The 15,705-nt window shown below is 67.2% G+C and carries 15 protein-coding genes; 7 read left to right on the top strand and 8 right to left on the bottom strand.

Annotation, left to right across the window (positions count from 1 at the left end; translation table 11 throughout):
* Nucleotides 1-16 precede the first annotated feature (16 nt).
* Nucleotides 17-1,504, top strand: a complete 1,488-nt coding sequence (locus tag EV646_RS12205; RefSeq protein WP_132147691.1) for a hypothetical protein — start codon at nucleotides 17-19, stop codon at nucleotides 1,502-1,504.
* On the opposite strand, the gene EV646_RS12210 is transcribed toward EV646_RS12205, so the two are convergent.
* Entirely contained in the window at nucleotides 1,501-2,370 is an 870-nt protein-coding gene (locus EV646_RS12210; RefSeq protein ID WP_241995791.1) for a glycoside hydrolase family 18 protein, read from the bottom strand. The genes EV646_RS12205 and EV646_RS12210 overlap by 4 nt on opposite strands.
* A 38-nt stretch (nucleotides 2,371-2,408) precedes the next feature.
* Nucleotides 2,409-2,957 (bottom strand): TetR/AcrR family transcriptional regulator, encoded by a 549-nt coding sequence (locus EV646_RS12215; RefSeq protein ID WP_241995793.1) that lies wholly within the window; start codon nucleotides 2,955-2,957, stop codon nucleotides 2,409-2,411.
* Between the two features lie 121 nt (nucleotides 2,958-3,078).
* Here EV646_RS12215 and EV646_RS12220 point away from each other — a divergent pair, with 121 nt between their 5' ends.
* The gene (locus EV646_RS12220) at nucleotides 3,079-3,534 is read left to right on the top strand and encodes a nuclear transport factor 2 family protein (RefSeq protein WP_132147697.1); all 456 of its coding nucleotides are present in this window, start codon (nucleotides 3,079-3,081) and stop codon (nucleotides 3,532-3,534) included.
* 115 nt (nucleotides 3,535-3,649) lie between these two features.
* Here EV646_RS12220 and EV646_RS12225 read toward each other — a convergent pair whose 3' ends face one another.
* Nucleotides 3,650-4,936 carry a citrate synthase gene (locus tag EV646_RS12225; RefSeq protein ID WP_241995797.1) on the bottom strand — a complete coding sequence of 429 codons (1,287 nt, stop codon included), beginning with the start codon at nucleotides 4,934-4,936 and terminating at the stop codon, nucleotides 3,650-3,652.
* Between the two features lie 287 nt (nucleotides 4,937-5,223).
* On the opposite strand from EV646_RS12225, the gene rplM reads away from it, so the two are divergent.
* The 3 genes from rplM to glmM are packed head-to-tail and all read left to right on the top strand — an operon-like array spanning nucleotide 5,224 to nucleotide 7,578.
* Nucleotides 5,224-5,667 carry a 50S ribosomal protein L13 gene (gene rplM, locus EV646_RS12230; protein ID WP_132147703.1) on the top strand — a complete coding sequence of 148 codons (444 nt, stop codon included), beginning with the start codon at nucleotides 5,224-5,226 and terminating at the stop codon, nucleotides 5,665-5,667.
* A gap of 35 nt (nucleotides 5,668-5,702) precedes the next feature.
* Nucleotides 5,703-6,224, top strand: coding sequence for a 30S ribosomal protein S9 (gene rpsI / locus EV646_RS12235; RefSeq protein WP_132147706.1), 522 nt, complete (start codon nucleotides 5,703-5,705; stop codon nucleotides 6,222-6,224).
* 7 nt (nucleotides 6,225-6,231) lie between these two features.
* Nucleotides 6,232-7,578 (top strand): phosphoglucosamine mutase, encoded by a 1,347-nt coding sequence (gene glmM, locus EV646_RS12240; RefSeq protein WP_132147709.1) that lies wholly within the window; start codon nucleotides 6,232-6,234, stop codon nucleotides 7,576-7,578.
* Between the two features lie 96 nt (nucleotides 7,579-7,674).
* Here glmM and EV646_RS12245 read toward each other — a convergent pair whose 3' ends face one another.
* From EV646_RS12245 to EV646_RS12265, 5 genes are read right to left on the bottom strand one after another with little or no spacing between them, the layout of a single operon-like run.
* Nucleotides 7,675-8,766, bottom strand: coding sequence for a Gfo/Idh/MocA family protein (locus tag EV646_RS12245; RefSeq protein WP_132147712.1), 1,092 nt, complete (start codon nucleotides 8,764-8,766; stop codon nucleotides 7,675-7,677).
* Nucleotides 8,759-9,550: a ThuA domain-containing protein gene (locus tag EV646_RS12250; RefSeq protein WP_132147715.1), complete on the bottom strand. Its 792-nt coding sequence runs from the start codon at nucleotides 9,548-9,550 to the stop codon at nucleotides 8,759-8,761. Before EV646_RS12250 ends, EV646_RS12245 begins: the two co-directional genes overlap by 8 nt.
* An 18-nt stretch (nucleotides 9,551-9,568) precedes the next feature.
* A complete protein-coding gene (locus tag EV646_RS12255) occupies nucleotides 9,569-10,384 on the bottom strand; it encodes a carbohydrate ABC transporter permease (RefSeq protein WP_132147718.1) in 816 nt (271 codons plus the stop codon).
* A gap of 14 nt (nucleotides 10,385-10,398) precedes the next feature.
* Nucleotides 10,399-11,349: a carbohydrate ABC transporter permease gene (locus EV646_RS12260; RefSeq protein WP_132147721.1), complete on the bottom strand. Its 951-nt coding sequence runs from the start codon at nucleotides 11,347-11,349 to the stop codon at nucleotides 10,399-10,401.
* A 5-nt stretch (nucleotides 11,350-11,354) separates the two neighbouring features.
* Entirely contained in the window at nucleotides 11,355-12,584 is a 1,230-nt protein-coding gene (locus EV646_RS12265) for an ABC transporter substrate-binding protein (protein WP_132147724.1), read from the bottom strand.
* Between the two features lie 189 nt (nucleotides 12,585-12,773).
* Here EV646_RS12265 and EV646_RS12270 point away from each other — a divergent pair, with 189 nt between their 5' ends.
* Nucleotides 12,774-13,787, top strand: a complete 1,014-nt coding sequence (locus EV646_RS12270; RefSeq protein WP_132147727.1) for a LacI family DNA-binding transcriptional regulator — start codon at nucleotides 12,774-12,776, stop codon at nucleotides 13,785-13,787.
* A 114-nt stretch (nucleotides 13,788-13,901) separates the two neighbouring features.
* Complete coding sequence (locus EV646_RS12275; protein ID WP_132147730.1) at nucleotides 13,902-15,704, top strand: glycoside hydrolase family 3 protein; 1,803 nt, start codon at nucleotides 13,902-13,904, stop codon at nucleotides 15,702-15,704.
* Nucleotide 15,705: the final 1 nt, after the last annotated feature.

Genomic DNA, 15,705 nt, shown 5'->3' on the forward strand with positions numbered 1-15,705 from the left:
CGAGGGGGAACTCGTGATGACAGACGCCGTGGCCACCCGCTGGGCCAACACCGTCGTACCCAGCTGGCTCTATCGCTGGCTGATGCCGCTCGGCTGGATCGTCGCGGTTGTGGTCACGGTGTCGTCGGACGGCAGCCGGTGTACACCGGGCGACCGGTGCGGCGTTCTCGGTTCCCTCGCGATGGTCGCTTGCTATGCGTCGCTGGTGCTGTGCTGGTGGCAGCCCAGGCTCGCCGCCTTCGCCGGTCTGGTGTTCCTGGCGTTCGAGCTGAACTACGGCGACGCCGTCGGGGCGCTGGTTGCCTGGAGCCTCTACGCCGGCGCGTGTGCGCTGTTCCTGGCCTGGCTGACCTACACCCGCCACCGGCAGTCAGCCCTGACGGTGAACCTGCCCACCCAACAGGTGGCGATCCCGGCCGCCGCGCGGGTCGGTGTCACCTCACGGCTCGTCATCGCGGGTGTGCTGGCGCTGGCCGGAGCAGCGGCACTGGCTGCCGGGTGGTACACCGTGGCCGGCGGTGCGTGGCTGCTGACGATCCTGTTCGTACTGCGCGACCTCCAGCTCCGCAGGACGCGCGTACGGCGATCTCGGACGGAGGCAGGGCTGCCGGTCCGGATCGACCCGGATGCGTCGGGCAGCTTCGCCATCCGCTCGACCGAAGGTGATGTGCTGCTCGGCTTCCTTCGCGTCGCGTTGGACGACCGGGAGGCGGACGAACGGCTGTCCAGCGCGATCGACCTGCTGAACGAAGCCGAGGACGACCTAACGGCCTCGATGCGCCTCGACTCGGTCCGGACGCTGCGGCAGTACCGCGGTGAGGCAGTGCTGGTCGGCGACCTCGCAGAGGGCAGTTGGCCGACGATCCTGATCGGCGACACGCCACTCCGTCCGGTGTCCGGGCTGCGCACACCACGTCGTACGCCGTGGAGCGTGGAGACCGGCGACAGGCTGGATCTCGAGGTCCACGAGATGGCTGGCCGCCCTGCGGGCCTCATCGACCCCGTGCGGGAGATTCCGACGCTGCCGTGGTCCGTGCCGATCGAACCGGCCCAGGCGTGGTGTCGCCCGGTGCTGGTCGCTGCTCTGCTGGCCGGGCCTGCTGCTGTCGGTCTCTTCACCAGCTGGGGCGACTGGTTCCCTGTGATCGTCGCAGTGGTGGCGGGCGCGCTGCTCATTCGGTTCACGACCGAGGAGCTCTTCTACGCCGTTGTCGCCTCTGCTACCGAGCTGCGGATTCGGCGCAGTCCGCTGGAGCGAGTCGTGGGCTGGCAAGCCGTTGAGTCGATCGAGGTCAACGGTGACCGGGTGACGCTCAGGACCGATGGGGGATCGCAGGTCGTCGGCGGCGTGGCGAAAGGGCAGGCCGGCGAGGTTGCCGCCGTCTTCGAAGCGTTGCGGGCGCAGACCGACGCACCGGCTGCCGGCCCTCGACTCACACCCCAGTTGGTGATCGAGGCTGTCTACTACGTGGCATGTGCAGTGGCCTTCCTCGTACTGCTTTAGGGCGCTACGCACCAACCATCGCGGTAAGCGGCCCAGTTCTCGGGGGTAGCGGTGAAGTCGATGTACAGGGCCAGGCCGAAGTTCTTGCGAGTGGAGGCGCCCAGCCCGAGGCGTGCACCGCGGACTGCGGCGGCGACCGTCTCCGCATGGCCCCAGTGGGACGGGTTGCTCTCCCAGTACGCCGGCAGGCCCATGAGGAGGTCCGTTGATGCAGGCGTGGCTTCCAACGCCAGTTGCGTTTGCTGCGCGACATAGCCGCCGTACAGGGACTGGAGTGGCATGGCGGTGTCGTACGACATCACGGCGATCTGCTCGACCCGGCGGGCGACTTCGGCGAAGTAGCCGTGCGACCACCACTTGCCCTCGCCGGTCAGGAGCAGCGGGAGCACGTTGACGTGGAAGATCGGGTCGATCTGCGCTGCCGCTACGGACAGCGGTACACCACGGGCGGTGGTGAGCTCATGCGTCTGATCCAGTACGGCGAGGAAGCCCTTCGAACCAGACTGCACCGGCTCGAAGTCGAAGTGGATGCCCTGTACGGCGGGAGCCGCGGCGCGCATGGCGGTCGTGAACCAGCGAGCTTTCGGGGACACCGATGCCAACGGCAGAGTGCCGTCGTGCTCTAGTGGACCGGCGTGCACATAGAGGTCCCGGATCCCAGTGCCCTGCAGCTGCTCGGCCAGAGCTGTTACGTCGGCCTCGGTCTTGCGTCCGTCCACCCAGGCATGGCCGAGCCACAGTGCGTCGTTGTTCCGCGTCCTGGCCTCGGCTGACGGCTCACCGGCGTACTGGACTCGCAGGTAGACCGCGTAGGCACCGAGTGGTGCCGGCACCAGCAGGATGAAGACGAGCGCGAGCACGCTCACCACTCGACGTCGGCGCGACCACGTTCTCCAGCGCCGCCTCACGCCTTGGGCCGCAGACCGTCGTAGATCAGCCCGAGCATCCGGTCCCGCACCTCGGGCTCGAGCCCAGTGGCGGTCGCACCGCGGGACGCACCGATCAGCAACGCATAGACCTCAGGAAACCCGGCATCCGACCGTACGGCGCCAGTCCGCTGGGCGCGGCTGAGGAGAGCGTCGAACGACTCCCGCAGCCCACTCCCGGCGTTGCGAGCGTCGGCTCCCGCGGCCGAGCCGGCGGCGGTCAACGCCTCGGCGATCGCCAGCTTCGAAGCCGACTCCGACACCACCTGCGTGAAGAAGCCGAAGAATGCCTCACCCGCGTCGTCGCTGTCCGCGAGCTCGATCGCCCGGTCGCGCAGCTTCTCCAGCCGCTGCGTCAGCACTGCCTCGAGCAGGTCGGTCTTGGTCGGGAAGTGCCGGAACACGGTCGCGATGCCGACGCCGGCCAGTTTCGCCACGTCGTCGGTGGAGGCGCCCGGCGACCGCCCGAACACCTCGTCCGCCGCGGTCATGATCCGGGCCCGGTTGTCCCGCGCGTCTGCTCGCACCCTGCTCCCTTCCGTCACCTCTCAGCCTAGGAGACGCCGCTGCCCGGCCGGGGGTTGTAAACGAAGTCGGTACTCCGTATATTCGGAGTCGCTACTCCGTTTATCTTGAAAGGGTATCTCCATGACTCCCGAGCAGGTCTTCCTGAAGCTGGTCCACGGCGTCGCCGACCGCGACTTCGAGGCGTTGCCCGAGCTGTACGCCGAGCAGACCGACGTACGCCACCCGATGAACCCGTACGGCGATCACCCGCTGCTGACCCGGGACGCGCTACGCGAACACTTCGGCTTGAACGCGCCGCGGGTCGCCGGAACGATCCAGTTCCAGCCAGAGAACATCCGGATCCACCAGACCGCCGACCCGGAGGTGATCGTCGCCGAGTTCGACTACGCGGGCACTGTGATCGCGACCGGCGCGCCGTTCACCGCCCCCTGCGTCTTCGTCCTCCGGGTCCGCGACGGCCTGATCGTGGAGTCCCGCGACTACATCGACCACGTAGCGATGATCCGCGCCCGCGGCATGGTCGACCAGTTCGTCACCATGCTGACGGAACCGGCGAGCGCCCCGGTCGCGTCGTAGTCGGCAGCGGCGCCGGATGGCCCCGGACCGAGGCACCAAGCCCGCCCGGGGCCATCTCCAATCAACGGCAGCAAAAACGGCCCCTCGGTGACGAGGGGCCGTTCCTGGAGGTTGGTCAGCGGTCGCCCATGGGGACGTACGGGACGCCGCGTTCGCCGGTGTAGATCTGCTTCGGCCGGGCGATCTTCTGGTCGCCGTCGCCGAGCATCTCCAGCCACTGCGCCAGCCAGCCCGAGGTGCGCGGGATGGCGAACAGCACGGTGAACATCTCCGGCGGGAACTGCAGTGCCTCGTAGATCAGGCCGGAGTAGAAGTCGACGTTCGGGTAGAGCTTGCGGGAGACGAAGTACTCGTCCTCCAGCGCGATCTTCTCCAGTTCGACGGCGATCTTCAGCAGCGGGTTGATCCCGGTCACCTCGAACACGTCGTCGGCGGCCTGCTTGATGATCTTGGCCCGCGGGTCGTAGTTCTTGTAGACCCGGTGGCCGAAGCCCATCAGCCGCTCTTCGCCGTTCTTCACGCCCTCGATGAACGACGGGATGTTCTCCACCGAACCGACCCGGCGGAGCATCTTCAGGACCGCCTCGTTGGCGCCGCCGTGCAGCGGGCCGAAGAGTGCGCCGACGCCGCCGGCCACCGCCGTGTACGGGTCGACCTGGGTGGAGCCGATCGCCCGGACCGCGTTGGTGGAGGCGTTCTGCTCGTGGTCGGCGTGCAGGATGAACAGGATCTCGAGCGCCCGCACCAGCCGGTCGTCGGCGGCGTACTTCGGCTCGCTCATCTTGAACAGCATGGACAGGAAGTTCGCCGTGTAGCTGAGCTCGTTGTCCGGGTAGACGTACGGCTTGCCCTGGGCGTGCCGGAAGGCGAACGCGCCCAGCGTCGGCATCTTCGCGATCAGCCGCCGGATCTGCAGCGCCCGGGACTCCTCGTCGAAGATGTTGCGCGACTCGGGGTAGAAGGTGGACAGCGCGCCGACCGAGGCCGCCAGCATGCCCATCGGGTGCGCGTCGTACCGGAAGCCCTGCATGAAGGTCTTCAGGTTCTCGTGCACGAACGTGTGATACGTCACGTCGTGCGCCCAGGCCTCGTACTCCGCCTTGTTCGGCAGCTTGCCGTTCACCAGCAGGTAGGCCACCTCGAGGTAGTTCGACTGCTCGGCGAGCTGCTCGATCGGGTAGCCGCGGTACTCCAGGATGCCCTTGTCGCCGTCGATGAAGGTGACGGAGGAGCGGCAGCTGGCGGTGTTGACGAAGCCGGGGTCGTAGGTGGCCAGGCCACCGTCGCCGTCGGTTGCACTGATCTTCTTGAGATCTGCGGCACGGATGGTGCCATCGGTGATGGCAAGGTCGAAGTCCTTGCCGGTCCGGTTGTCCCGGACGGTGAGCGACTGTTCGGTCACAATGCCCTCTTCGGAAGCTGGCGTCATCGCCTGGTGAGTGAGGGTTAGGTCAGCCGGCGGGACGCGGGTCGGACTGCAATCTTCACCGCTAAACTAGTGCGGTCCCGGGCCGCATCCAAGCCGGGGTGCGTGGCGGCGATTCGCTCGCTTTGACCCGGGGCCGACCACGCCGGTATTCTGGGCTGCTGTTGTGCGTTCCAGGTCCCAGCCCCGTCGGCGGACCGCTCGCCGACGTACCAGTTTTGTCAACCTCCAGTTTGTCAACTCAGAAACGAAGGTCAACGACCGTGCGCACGTACAGCCCGAAGCCTGCTGACGTCACCCGCGAGTGGCACGTGATCGACGCCACCGACGTCACGCTCGGTCGGCTCGCCGTCCAGATCGCCACCCTGCTGCGCGGCAAGCACAAGCCGACGTTCGCGCCGCACGTGGACGGCGGCGACTTCGTCGTCGTCATCAACGCCTCCAAGGTCGCCCTGTCCGGGACCAAGCGGACGGACAAGTTGGCGTACCGCCACTCGGGTCACCCGGGTGGTCTGACGGCCACGCCGATCGGCGAGATCCTCGAGAAGGACCCTCGCAAGGCCGTCGAGAAGGCTGTCTGGGGCATGCTGCCGAAGAACCGCCTGAGCCGGAAGCTGCTCACCAAGCTGAAGGTGTACGCCGGTCCGGAGCACCCGCACACCGCCCAGCAGCCGAAGCCGTTCGAGATCACCCAGATCGCCCAGTAAGCGATCGACGAGCCAGGTAAACGAGGATTTCCAGCGTGAGCGACATCACCACCGAGACCGACGACTTCGACGCCGAGGTCCCCATCGACAGCGAGGGCCCGGTCGCCTACACCTCCGAGACGAACCCGACTCCGGAGCAGCGCGCCGAGACGGGCCGGGTCGCGGTGATCAACCCGGCCGGCGCCACCGGCCGCCGCAAGGAGGCTGTCGCCCGCGTCCGGATCGTCCCGGGCAGTGGCCAGTGGAAGATCAACGGCAAGGACCTTGACGTCTACTTCCCGAACAAGGTCCACCAGCAGCACGTGAACGAGCCGTTCGTCGTCGCGGGCCTGGAGGGCTCGTACGACGTGATCGCCCGGATCAACGGCGGCGGCATCACCGGCCAGGCCGGTGCGCTGCAGCTGGGTGTGGCCCGCTGCCTCAACGAGGCGGACCGGGAGGCGAACCGCGACGGTCTGAAGAAGGCTGGCCTGCTCAGCCGCGACGCGCGGATCAAGGAGCGCAAGAAGGCCGGTCTGAAGAAGGCCCGCAAGGCGCCGCAGTACAGCAAGCGCTGATCACCTGATGGGTCGTTTGTTCGGCACGGACGGAGTCCGTGGCCTGGCGAACGTGGACCTGACCGCGGAGCTGGCGCTCGACCTCTCGGTCGCGGCGGCTCACGTACTCGGCGAGGCCGGTGCCTTCGAAGGGCACCGGCCACGCGCCGTTGTGGGCCGGGATCCGCGCGCCAGTGGTGAGTTCCTGGAAGCGGCCGTGGTGGCCGGTCTGGCCAGTGCCGGAGTCGACGTCGTACGGCTCGGTGTCCTGCCGACCCCTGCGGTCGCCTACCTGACCGGCTCGACCGGCTCCGACCTCGGCGTGATGCTGTCCGCCAGCCACAACCCGATGCCGGACAACGGCATCAAGTTCCTGGCCCGCGGCGGCATCAAGCTCGACGACGTGATCGAGGACGCCATCGAAGCCCGGATGGGCGAGGAATGGCAGCGTCCGACCGGCTCGGACGTCGGCCGCGTGTCCGACGACGGCAAGGGCTTCGAGACATACGTCTCGCACCTGGTCCGGTCCGCGCCGAACAGGTTCGACGGGCTCAAGGTCGTGATCGACTGCGCCAACGGTGCCGCCTTCCAGACCGCTCCCGAGGCGCTGCGCCGCCTGGGTGCCGAGGTCATCACGTACGCCGCCGCGCCGGACGGGCTCAACATCAACCTCAACTGCGGATCCACCCATCTGGAGGGCCTGCAGCGCGAGGTGATCGGCCACCGTGCCGACCTGGGCATCGCGCTCGACGGCGACGCGGACCGCTGCCTGGCGGTCGACGCCAACGGTGAGCTCGTCGACGGCGACCAGATCCTCGCGATTCTGGCGCTGGCGATGCGCGACAGCGGCAAGCTGTCCAACGACACCGTCGTCGCCACCGTGATGAGCAACCTGGGCTTCGTTCAGGCGATGGTCCGGGAGCGGATCGCGGTCGAGCAGACGAAGGTCGGCGACCGGTACGTGCTCGAGGCAATGAAAGCGGGCGGTCACAAGCTCGGCGGTGAGCAGTCCGGGCACGTGATCCTGTCCGACCACGCCACCACCGGTGACGGCACGCTGACCGCAGTCATGCTGCTCGCCCGGGTCGCCCAGACCGGCAAGACCCTGAGCGACCTGGCCGGCGCGATGACCCGGCTGCCGCAGGTCCTGGTCAACGTCAAGGACGTCGACAAGTCCCGCGCCGGCACCGATCCCGCCGTACAGGCCGCCGTAGCCGAAGCCACCGCGCGCCTCGGCGACACCGGCCGAGTCCTCCTGCGGCCCTCCGGCACGGAGCCTCTGGTCCGCGTCATGGTCGAGGCCGAATCCTCCGACACCGCCCACGAAGTCGCCCACTCCCTGGCAGCCGTAGTCGCGGACTCCCTCAAGCTCTGAACCTCGCAGACCGCGAGACATGAGTACGCGCGGAGAAGCCGCAACCACGGGGCTTCTCCGCGCGTACTGGTTCCGGGGTCCGGATCCCCCGGAAGCTCAGGACTCCAGGCCGACGACCTTCAACACGTTGGGCCAGGACTTGAGGGTTGTGTGGAGGGTTGGATCCTGGACGGTGGAGAGGGCCTCGGTGTAGCCGTCTGAGATGACGTCGGCGATCTTGACCGGCGTACCAAGGGACGCGGAGCGTACGGCGGCTTCGACCATGGCGAGGCTGATGACGTTGGAATGGACCTCGGACTGCGGGATCGTCGCCGACCGGACCGCGGCGACGAACTCGACCAGGGAGCCGGCGATCTCCTCGGGGTCCTCGACCACGTCCGGCGGCAGCGCTTCGCCTGAAGTGCGTTCGGCGATCGGCAGGCCGTCGCCGTCCCAGGTCGCCGTACCACCGGAGGTGCTGGCCCGCCAGTGGCCGTTCCACGAGGTTTCCAGGCCGGGCGCGCACCAGCTGCCGGTGAAGGAGAAGCGGGTGCCGTCCGCGAACTTGAACAGAGCGGTTGCCGCGGCGTTGCCGTCGAACCAGCTCCAGTCCGGGTTGTAGGACTCGCAGTACACCGACACCGGTTCGGAGCCGATCAGCTTGCGGGCCAGGTCGAACTGGTGGATCGCCATGTCGACCAGCAACGGTTCGGCCATCCGCTCCCGGAAACCGCTGAAGTGCGGAGCCTTGAAGAACTCGCACGACAACGACCCGATCGTGCCGAGCTCGGCGATCTGCCGCCCGAACGCCGTACCGGCGCGGAAGTAGCGGCGGGACTGCGAAACCATCAGCAGCTTCCCGCTCACCTCCGACGCCGCCACCATCGCCAGGCACTCCCGGACCGTCTCGGCCAGCGGCTTCTCGCAGAGCACAGGAAGCCCACGCAGCAAGGCATCCACGCTCACCTTGGGATGCGCGACCGGCACGGTGACGTCGATGACCGCGTCCGCGTCGACCCCCAACTCGTCGATCGACGCAGCGACCGGCACGTCGCCGTACCCGTGCTCGTCGGCAGCCGCGCGGGCGGCCTCGACATCGAGATCCACCAGGCCGGCCAGAATGACGTCAGGATTGGCCGAGATGGTCCGAAGCCAGGCCCGGCCCATGCCGCCCGCGCCGACCTGAAGCAGCCGCAAAGGTTCAGGCATCAGCACGTTCCTGATCGGACTCAGCCTCGATCGGGCCGGTGTAGCCGTGACCGTTGAAGAAGTCGCCGGTCTCGTACCGCAGCAGCGTCGGCAGCGCACGCTCCGGCCGGTCACTGTTGACCCAGTCGACCCCGTTCGCGATCACCTTGCGGACGTCCTTGTGGTGGTAGACCGGGTAGTCCTGGTCGCCCGGCGAGAAGTAGAAGATCTTGCCGTGCCCGCGCCGGAACGTGCAGCCGGACCGGAACACCTCGCCGCCGCTGAACGACGACACGAAGATCAGTTCGTCCGGCACCGGGATGTCGAAGAACTCGCCGTACATCTCCTGCTGCTCGATCACGATCGGGTGCGGCACGCCCTGGGCGATCGGGTGCGTCGGGTTGACCGTCCACACCAGCTCGCGGTCCCGCTCACTGCGCCAGCGCAGCGTGCAGCTGGTGCCCATCAGCTTGCCGAAGATCTTCGACCAGTGGCCGGAGTGCAGTACGACGAGGCCCATGCCCGACAGAACGTGCTGGTACACCCGGTCGACCACCTTGTCTTCGACCTCACCGTGTGCCGCGTGACCCCACCACACCAGTACGTCGGTCTCGGCCAGCACCTCCTCGGTCAGGCCGTGCTCCGGTTCGTCGAGGGTCGTCGTACTGACCGAGGCCTTGTCGCCCAGGTTCTCGCTGATGCCGGCGGCGATGGTCGAGTGCATGCCGTCGGGGTAGATCTCGGCGACATGCGGCTCGACCTGCTCGTGCCGGTTCTCGCCCCACACGAGTACTCGAATGGTCATATCTGTTGTCCTTAAGGGTTATTTGACGGCTCCGCCGATGGCACCGGCGGCGATGTACTTCTGCGCGGCGACCAGCAGCACGATGGCCGGGATCGCCGAGAGCACCGCGGTCGCCATCACCGCGTTCCAGTTCTGCACCTGGGTGCCGAGGTACTGGTAGATCCCGAGCGTCACCGGCCGCACGCCGCCCTTGGTGGTCAGCGTGAGCGCGAACAGGAAGTCGCTCCAGGAGAACAGGAAACTGAACAGTCCCGCGGTGATCAGGGAGTTCTTGCTGATCGGCAGCACAATCGCGACGAACGCGCGGAACAGCCCGGCGCCGTCCACCCGCGCGGCCTCCACCAGCGACGGCGGCAGCGAGAGCATGAACGAGCGCAGGATCAGGATCGCGAACGGGATACCGCTGCTGCAGTTCGCCACGATCAGCCCGGGAATCGAGTTCAGCAGCCCGATCCGCTCGTACGCCGTGTAGAGCGCGTTCGCGATCACGATGCCCGGAATCATCTGCGAGATCAGGATCGCCAGCAGCCCGACGGACACCCAGCGGGACCGGAACTGCGAGAGCGCATAGGCGCACGGGGTGGCGATCGCCAGGCTGAGCACCACAGTGCCGGCCGCGATGATCATGCTGGTGACCAGGTTGTCGCCCTGCTCGCTGAGCGCCCGCTTGTATCCGGCGAAGGTCGGGTGCAGCGGCAGGAAGCCGGCGGTCAAGGTGTTGCCGGACGGCTGCAGCGACGCGTTCACCATCCAGTAGACCGGGAACAGCATCACGGCCAGGATCAGTACGCCGATCACGGTGTAGACCGCGCGACGGATCGTTGAATCGGTCATCGTCGTACCTCCTCCTATTCGTCGATGGCGCGCCGGGTGCTGCGCAGGTAGAAGATCGCGAACAGGAACGAGATCGCGATCAGGATGTTGCTCAGCGCGGCGCCCTGGCCGAACTTGAAGTCGATGAAGGACTTCTCGTACGACTGGGTCGCCAGGGTCTGCGTCGCGTTGGCCGGACCGCCGCCGGTCAAGCCGAGGATGATGTCCAGCACCTTGATCGTGTAGACGACGCCGAGCATCAGCAGCACGCTCGCCACCGCCCGCAGGTTCGGCCAGGTGATGTACCAGAACGAGCGCCAGCCGGTGGCGCCGTCCAGCTGCCCGGCCTCGTACAACTCGTCCGGGATCTCGGCCAGGCCGGAGTACAGCAGCGTGACGTTGAACGGGATGCCGATCCAGATGTTCACCCCGATCACCGCGATCAGCGCGACCGACGGCGAGTTCAGCCACGGCACCGGATCGTCGACCAAGTGCAAGCCCATCAGCGTGCGGTTCAGGATGCCGCTGTCCTGCTCGAGGATCGAGCGCCAGGTCGCGCTGGACACGATCAGCGGCAGCAGCCACGGCAGCAGGAGCAGTGACCGCAGTACGCCGCTGAGCGGGAAGCGCCGGTGGAAGAACAACGCCAGCCCCAGTCCGATGGCGAACTGGAAGACGATCGACCCGATGGTGAACAACGCCGTGTTCACCATCGCGTCCGAGAACAGCTTGTCCTTCACGACCGCGGTGTAGTTCTGCAACCCGACCCATGGCGCCTGCCCGGTGAAGAAGGTCCGCAGGCCGTAGTCCTGCAGGCTCATCAGCAGGTTCTTCACCACTGGGTAGCCGAAGAGCGCGAGCATCGCCAGCGCGGCCGGCAGCACGAACAGGACCTTGGTCAGGCTCTCACCCCGGTGGCGCCGGGACCTACGCGCAGGTCCCGGCGCCTTCACCTCCGAAGTGGGTGTGAGCGTTGCGTGGGCCATCGCGATCAGCCGCCGGAAGCCTGCTTGAAGGCATCCTGGGCCGAGGCCTTACCGGTCAGCGCGAGCTGGATCGCCTGGTAGATCACCTTGGCGGCCTCCGGCCATTTGTCGCCCAGCTTGCCGGTCCGGGCCCGGGCGTTCACGACCTGCTCACCGAAGGCCTTCATCGACGGGACCTCCGTGACGTACTGGTCGAGCAGCGCGGTCTTGGTCGGCAGGGTGAACCGGGCCTTCGCCCAGGCCAGTTCGTTCTCGTCCGAGTTCAGGCACTTCACGAAGTCGGCGGCCTTCTGCTGCTTGGCCTGGTCCTTGTTCAGCGGGACCGTCCAGGCCTCACCGCCGAGCGGGGCGACCGGCGTCTGGCCGACCTTGTTCACCGGGAATTGGACGACGTCCCACTTGACCTTCGGGTTCTTGTTCAGCGACGGGATCTGCCACGGGCCGTTCACCATCATCGCCGCCTTGCCCGCGATGAACTGGTCGTTCACGTCGCCCTGGGTCCAGTTGATGACGCTCTTGGAGGCCGAACCCGACTTCACCAGGTCGACCCACAGCTGCAGCGCTTCGGCTACCTGCGGGCTGGTCAGATCGGTCTCGTCACCGCCGTTGGTCCACATCGCCGGCAGGAACTGCCAGGAGCCTTCGTACGTCGCGTTGGCGTTGAATGCCATGCCGTAGCGGCCAGGCTTGGTGAGCTTCTTGGCCGCGGCCTTGAGCTCGTCCCAGGTCTTCGGCGGCTGCACGCCGGCTTCGGCCAGCATGTCCTTGTTGTAGAACAGCGCGATCGTGTTCGTCACCGGCGCCAGTCCGTAGAGCTTGCCGTCGTACGACGTCGCGTCGACCATGCCCTTGATGACTCCGTCCCCATTCAGACCCATGTCGTTCAGGGGCGCCAACGCGCCGGTCGCGGCGATCTGCTGTACGTCGGGGTTGTCCAGCATCAGCACGTCGGGCAGGGTCTTCGACGACGCCTGCTGCAGCACCTTCTGGATCAAGGTGTCACCAGGCACCGTCTCCCGTTTGATGGTGATGCCCAGTTGGCTCGCGCAGGAGTCGAGCCCCTTCTGCACCAGCGACTTGTCCGGGTCGTTGTTGTAGTAGTCCAGGACGGAGAGGCTGGAGACGGTGGTGCCGGACGAGGACGACGAGCCGCCGCCGTTGTCGCCACAGGCGGCCAGCACGAGCGACAGGGCCGTCGCACCCGCCAGCCCAGCGGCGATCCGCTTGCTGATCATGACATTGCGCTCCTTCGGTGGGAATGGTGAGTGGCACAGGGGGATGCGCTGATCGAAACGCTTAACCACGGCCACCGGAGAGGGGTTGTTCTCTTGTGTGCTGGGCGGTAAACCGCTTAACTGAGGTGTCCAAGGACTATGTTCCCTACGTCACACTGCTGTCAAGAGCTCGAAGGAGGTTCCGATCAGATGGTGACCATGCGGGACGTTGCGCAGCGCGCGGGCGTGTCGATCGCGACCGTCTCCTTCGTGCTGAACGACACCAAGCCGGTGACCGCGGCGACCCGGGCGAAGATCGAGCAGGCGATGGCGGAGCTCGGTTTCCGCCGGAACGTGGTGGCCCGGGCGCTGGCCAGCCGCCGTACGCACATCATCGCGATGGCGTATCCGGCGCTGGACCACAAGTTCGGCTTCTCGGCCGCGGAGTTCTTCACCAGCGCCGCCGACGCGGCCCGCAAGCAGGACTATCACCTGGTGCTTTGGCCGGTCGGCAACGACGGCAGCGAGCTGACTGAGCTGGTAGGCCAGGGCCTGGTCGATGGCGTCGTACTGATGGAGGTCCAGCTGGACGATCCACGTGTGAGTGTCCTTCGGGAGACAGGTACGCCGTTCGCGATGATCGGGCGTACTAGCGCACTGGAGGGGCTGTCGCATGTCGACATCGACTTCGACCAGACGGTCGAGGACGCGGTCGAGTACGTGTACGGCCTTGGGCATCGGCGGTTGGCGCTGATCTCGGGCAACCTCAACGATCCCCTGTTCAGCACCTACGGCCCCTATGTCCGCTCCGAAGCCGCTTACCGCCGGATCGCTCCGCAGTACGGCATCGAAACGGTCGTCATGGAGTCCTCCGGCTCGACGCTGGCCGGCCAGGAGGCCATGGCCCGGCTCGTCCGCGACCACCCGGAGACGACCGCCGTACTGATAGTCAACGAGTTCGCCGCCCTCGGCGCCGTCTCCGGCCTGAACCGCCTCGGCCGCCGAATCCCCGAGGACATCTCGGTCCTGCCGTTGCTGATGGCCCCCGAAATGGCCGCCCTCACCAACCCCGAACTCACCATCATGCGCACCCCCGGCCCCGAACTCGGCCAGCTAGGCACCGAAGCCCTCATCCGCCAACTCGAAGGCGCCGACCCCCTCCCACCCCAACTGGTCCCCGCCAAACTCCACCCCGGCGCCACCACAGCCCCACCCCCCAGTTGAACGCCGACTACAGACCGTCAGTTAGTGGCTTCCCCTTGATTCCTTCGGGTGTCGTGGGTAACTTTCGCGTCGCGGGGGAGCGCCTGTAATTCAATTACCTGTAGGGGGTCTGCCATGTCCGCCTTGCGCCGATTGAGTCTTGTCGGGATCGCTACCGCAACAGTGCTCGCCGGGGTGGGGGTGTCCACGGCTCAGAGCGCGCCGCCGCCCGAGCTGCCGGACGAGGCCTCCGATACCGCGCGGATCGCGCAGTCGATCCGTGGGATGTCGCTGGAGGAGAAGGTCGGGCAGATGTTCGTCCTGTTCGCCTACGGGCCGGACGCGAACAAGCCCGACACACGCAACACCAGCCTGTACGGCGTTGCCACGCCGGCTGAGGTGATCGCGAAGTACAAGCCGGGCGGGTGGATCTACTTCAATGCCCGCGGCAACGTGGAGAGCCCGACCCAGCTGGCGACGTACTCGAACCAGTTGCAAACCGCCGCCGTCAACACCGGCCTGCACGTACCGCTGACCATCGCGACCGACCAGGAGCAGGGCGTCGTGGTCCGGATCGGCCCGCCCGCCACGCAGTTCGGCGGCAACATGGCGCACGGCGCGACCCGCGACACGGCCGACGCCCGGACCGCCGCCGGCATCACCGGCCGCGAGCTGAAGGCGATGGGCATCCGGCAGGACTACGCCCCGGTCGCCGACGTCAACGTGAACGCGCTCAACCCGGTCATCGGCGTACGGTCGTTCTCGTCCAACCCGCAGCTCGTCGCCGACATGACGGTCGCCCAGGTCCAGGGCTACCAGCGCGACGCCGGCATCATGGCGACCGCGAAGCACTTCCCCGGCCACGGCGACACCCGCGACGACAGCCACACCGCGCTGCCGACGATCAACCACACCCTCACGGAGTGGAACACGATCGACGCGCCGCCGTTCAAGGCCGCGATCAAGGCCGGCATCGACTCGATCATGACCGCGCACATCGTGGTTCCGTCGCTCGACCCGACCGGGGTTCCGGCGACGCTGAGCAAGCCGATCCTGACCGGCGTACTGCGCAACCAGCTCGGCTTCAAGGGCCTGATCATCACCGACGCGCTGGAGATGGCCGCGGTGCGGCTGCAGTACGGCGATGCCGAGGTGGCCGTCCGCGCGATCGAGGCCGGCGCCGACCAGCTGCTGCTGCCGCCGGCTCCGGATCTGCAGTTCAACGCGGTCCTGGACGCCGTACGCTCGGGCCGGATCAGTGAGCGGCGGATCGACGAGAGCCTGATGCGGATCCTGCTGCTGAAGCTGAAGAACGGCGTGCTGTTCAACCCGCTCGTCGACGTCTCGAAGATCGCCACCACGGTCGGTACGCCGGCCAGCCTCGCGAGCGCGCAGCAGATCGTCGACAAGAGCGTCACGCTGGTGAAGAACAACACCAGCACCGTGCCGCTGAGCGCCGAGCCCCGGAAGATCCTCGTCACCGGCTGGGGCGTGAGTACAACACAATCCCTCGCCAACAGCCTGGCGAAGCGCGGAGCCACGACGACGGTCGCCCAGACCGGTGCGGCACCGTCCGACGCCGCCATCGCGGACGCCATAGCGAAGGCGCAGCAGAACGATGTCACGGTGGTCACGACGATGAAGGCCTGGGACACCACCGTCACCGACAAGGCGGCGAAGCAGCAGAAGCTGGTGAAAGGCCTGCTCGCGACCGGCAAGACTGTGATCGTGGTGGCGGTCCGGGACCCGTATGACATCGCGTACTTCGACGAGGCGCCGACGTACCTCGCCACCTACGGCTACGCGGCGGTCTCGATGGAGTCGCTGGCCAAGGTCCTGTACGGCGAGATCACGCCGACCGGCAAGCTGCCCGTCGACATCCCGGTCGCCGGCAACCCGGCGAAGCCCCTTTACCCCTTCGGCCACGGATTGAGTTGAT

Origin of the sequence: Kribbella antiqua, from assembly GCF_004345665.1 — a bacterium.
Lineage (GTDB): Bacteria > Actinomycetota > Actinomycetes > Propionibacteriales > Kribbellaceae > Kribbella > Kribbella antiqua.

What these genes read in the sequence shown, in the direction of transcription:
- EV646_RS12205 (WP_132147691.1), top strand. Translation starts at nt 17, where the DNA reads ATGACAGACGCCGTGGCCACCCGCTGGGCCAACACCGTCGTACCCAGC.
- EV646_RS12220 (WP_132147697.1), top strand. Translation starts at nt 3,079, where the DNA reads ATGACTCCCGAGCAGGTCTTCCTGAAGCTGGTCCACGGCGTCGCCGAC.
- glmM (WP_132147709.1), top strand. Translation starts at nt 6,232, where the DNA reads ATGGGTCGTTTGTTCGGCACGGACGGAGTCCGTGGCCTGGCGAACGTG.
- EV646_RS12245 (WP_132147712.1), bottom strand. Translation starts at nt 8,766, where the DNA reads ATGCCTGAACCTTTGCGGCTGCTTCAGGTCGGCGCGGGCGGCATGGGC.
- EV646_RS12250 (WP_132147715.1), bottom strand. Translation starts at nt 9,550, where the DNA reads ATGACCATTCGAGTACTCGTGTGGGGCGAGAACCGGCACGAGCAGGTC.
- EV646_RS12255 (WP_132147718.1), bottom strand. Translation starts at nt 10,384, where the DNA reads ATGACCGATTCAACGATCCGTCGCGCGGTCTACACCGTGATCGGCGTA.
- EV646_RS12260 (WP_132147721.1), bottom strand. Translation starts at nt 11,349, where the DNA reads ATGGCCCACGCAACGCTCACACCCACTTCGGAGGTGAAGGCGCCGGGA.
- EV646_RS12265 (WP_132147724.1), bottom strand. Translation starts at nt 12,584, where the DNA reads ATGATCAGCAAGCGGATCGCCGCTGGGCTGGCGGGTGCGACGGCCCTG.
- EV646_RS12270 (WP_132147727.1), top strand. Translation starts at nt 12,774, where the DNA reads ATGGTGACCATGCGGGACGTTGCGCAGCGCGCGGGCGTGTCGATCGCG.
- EV646_RS12275 (WP_132147730.1), top strand. Translation starts at nt 13,902, where the DNA reads ATGTCCGCCTTGCGCCGATTGAGTCTTGTCGGGATCGCTACCGCAACA.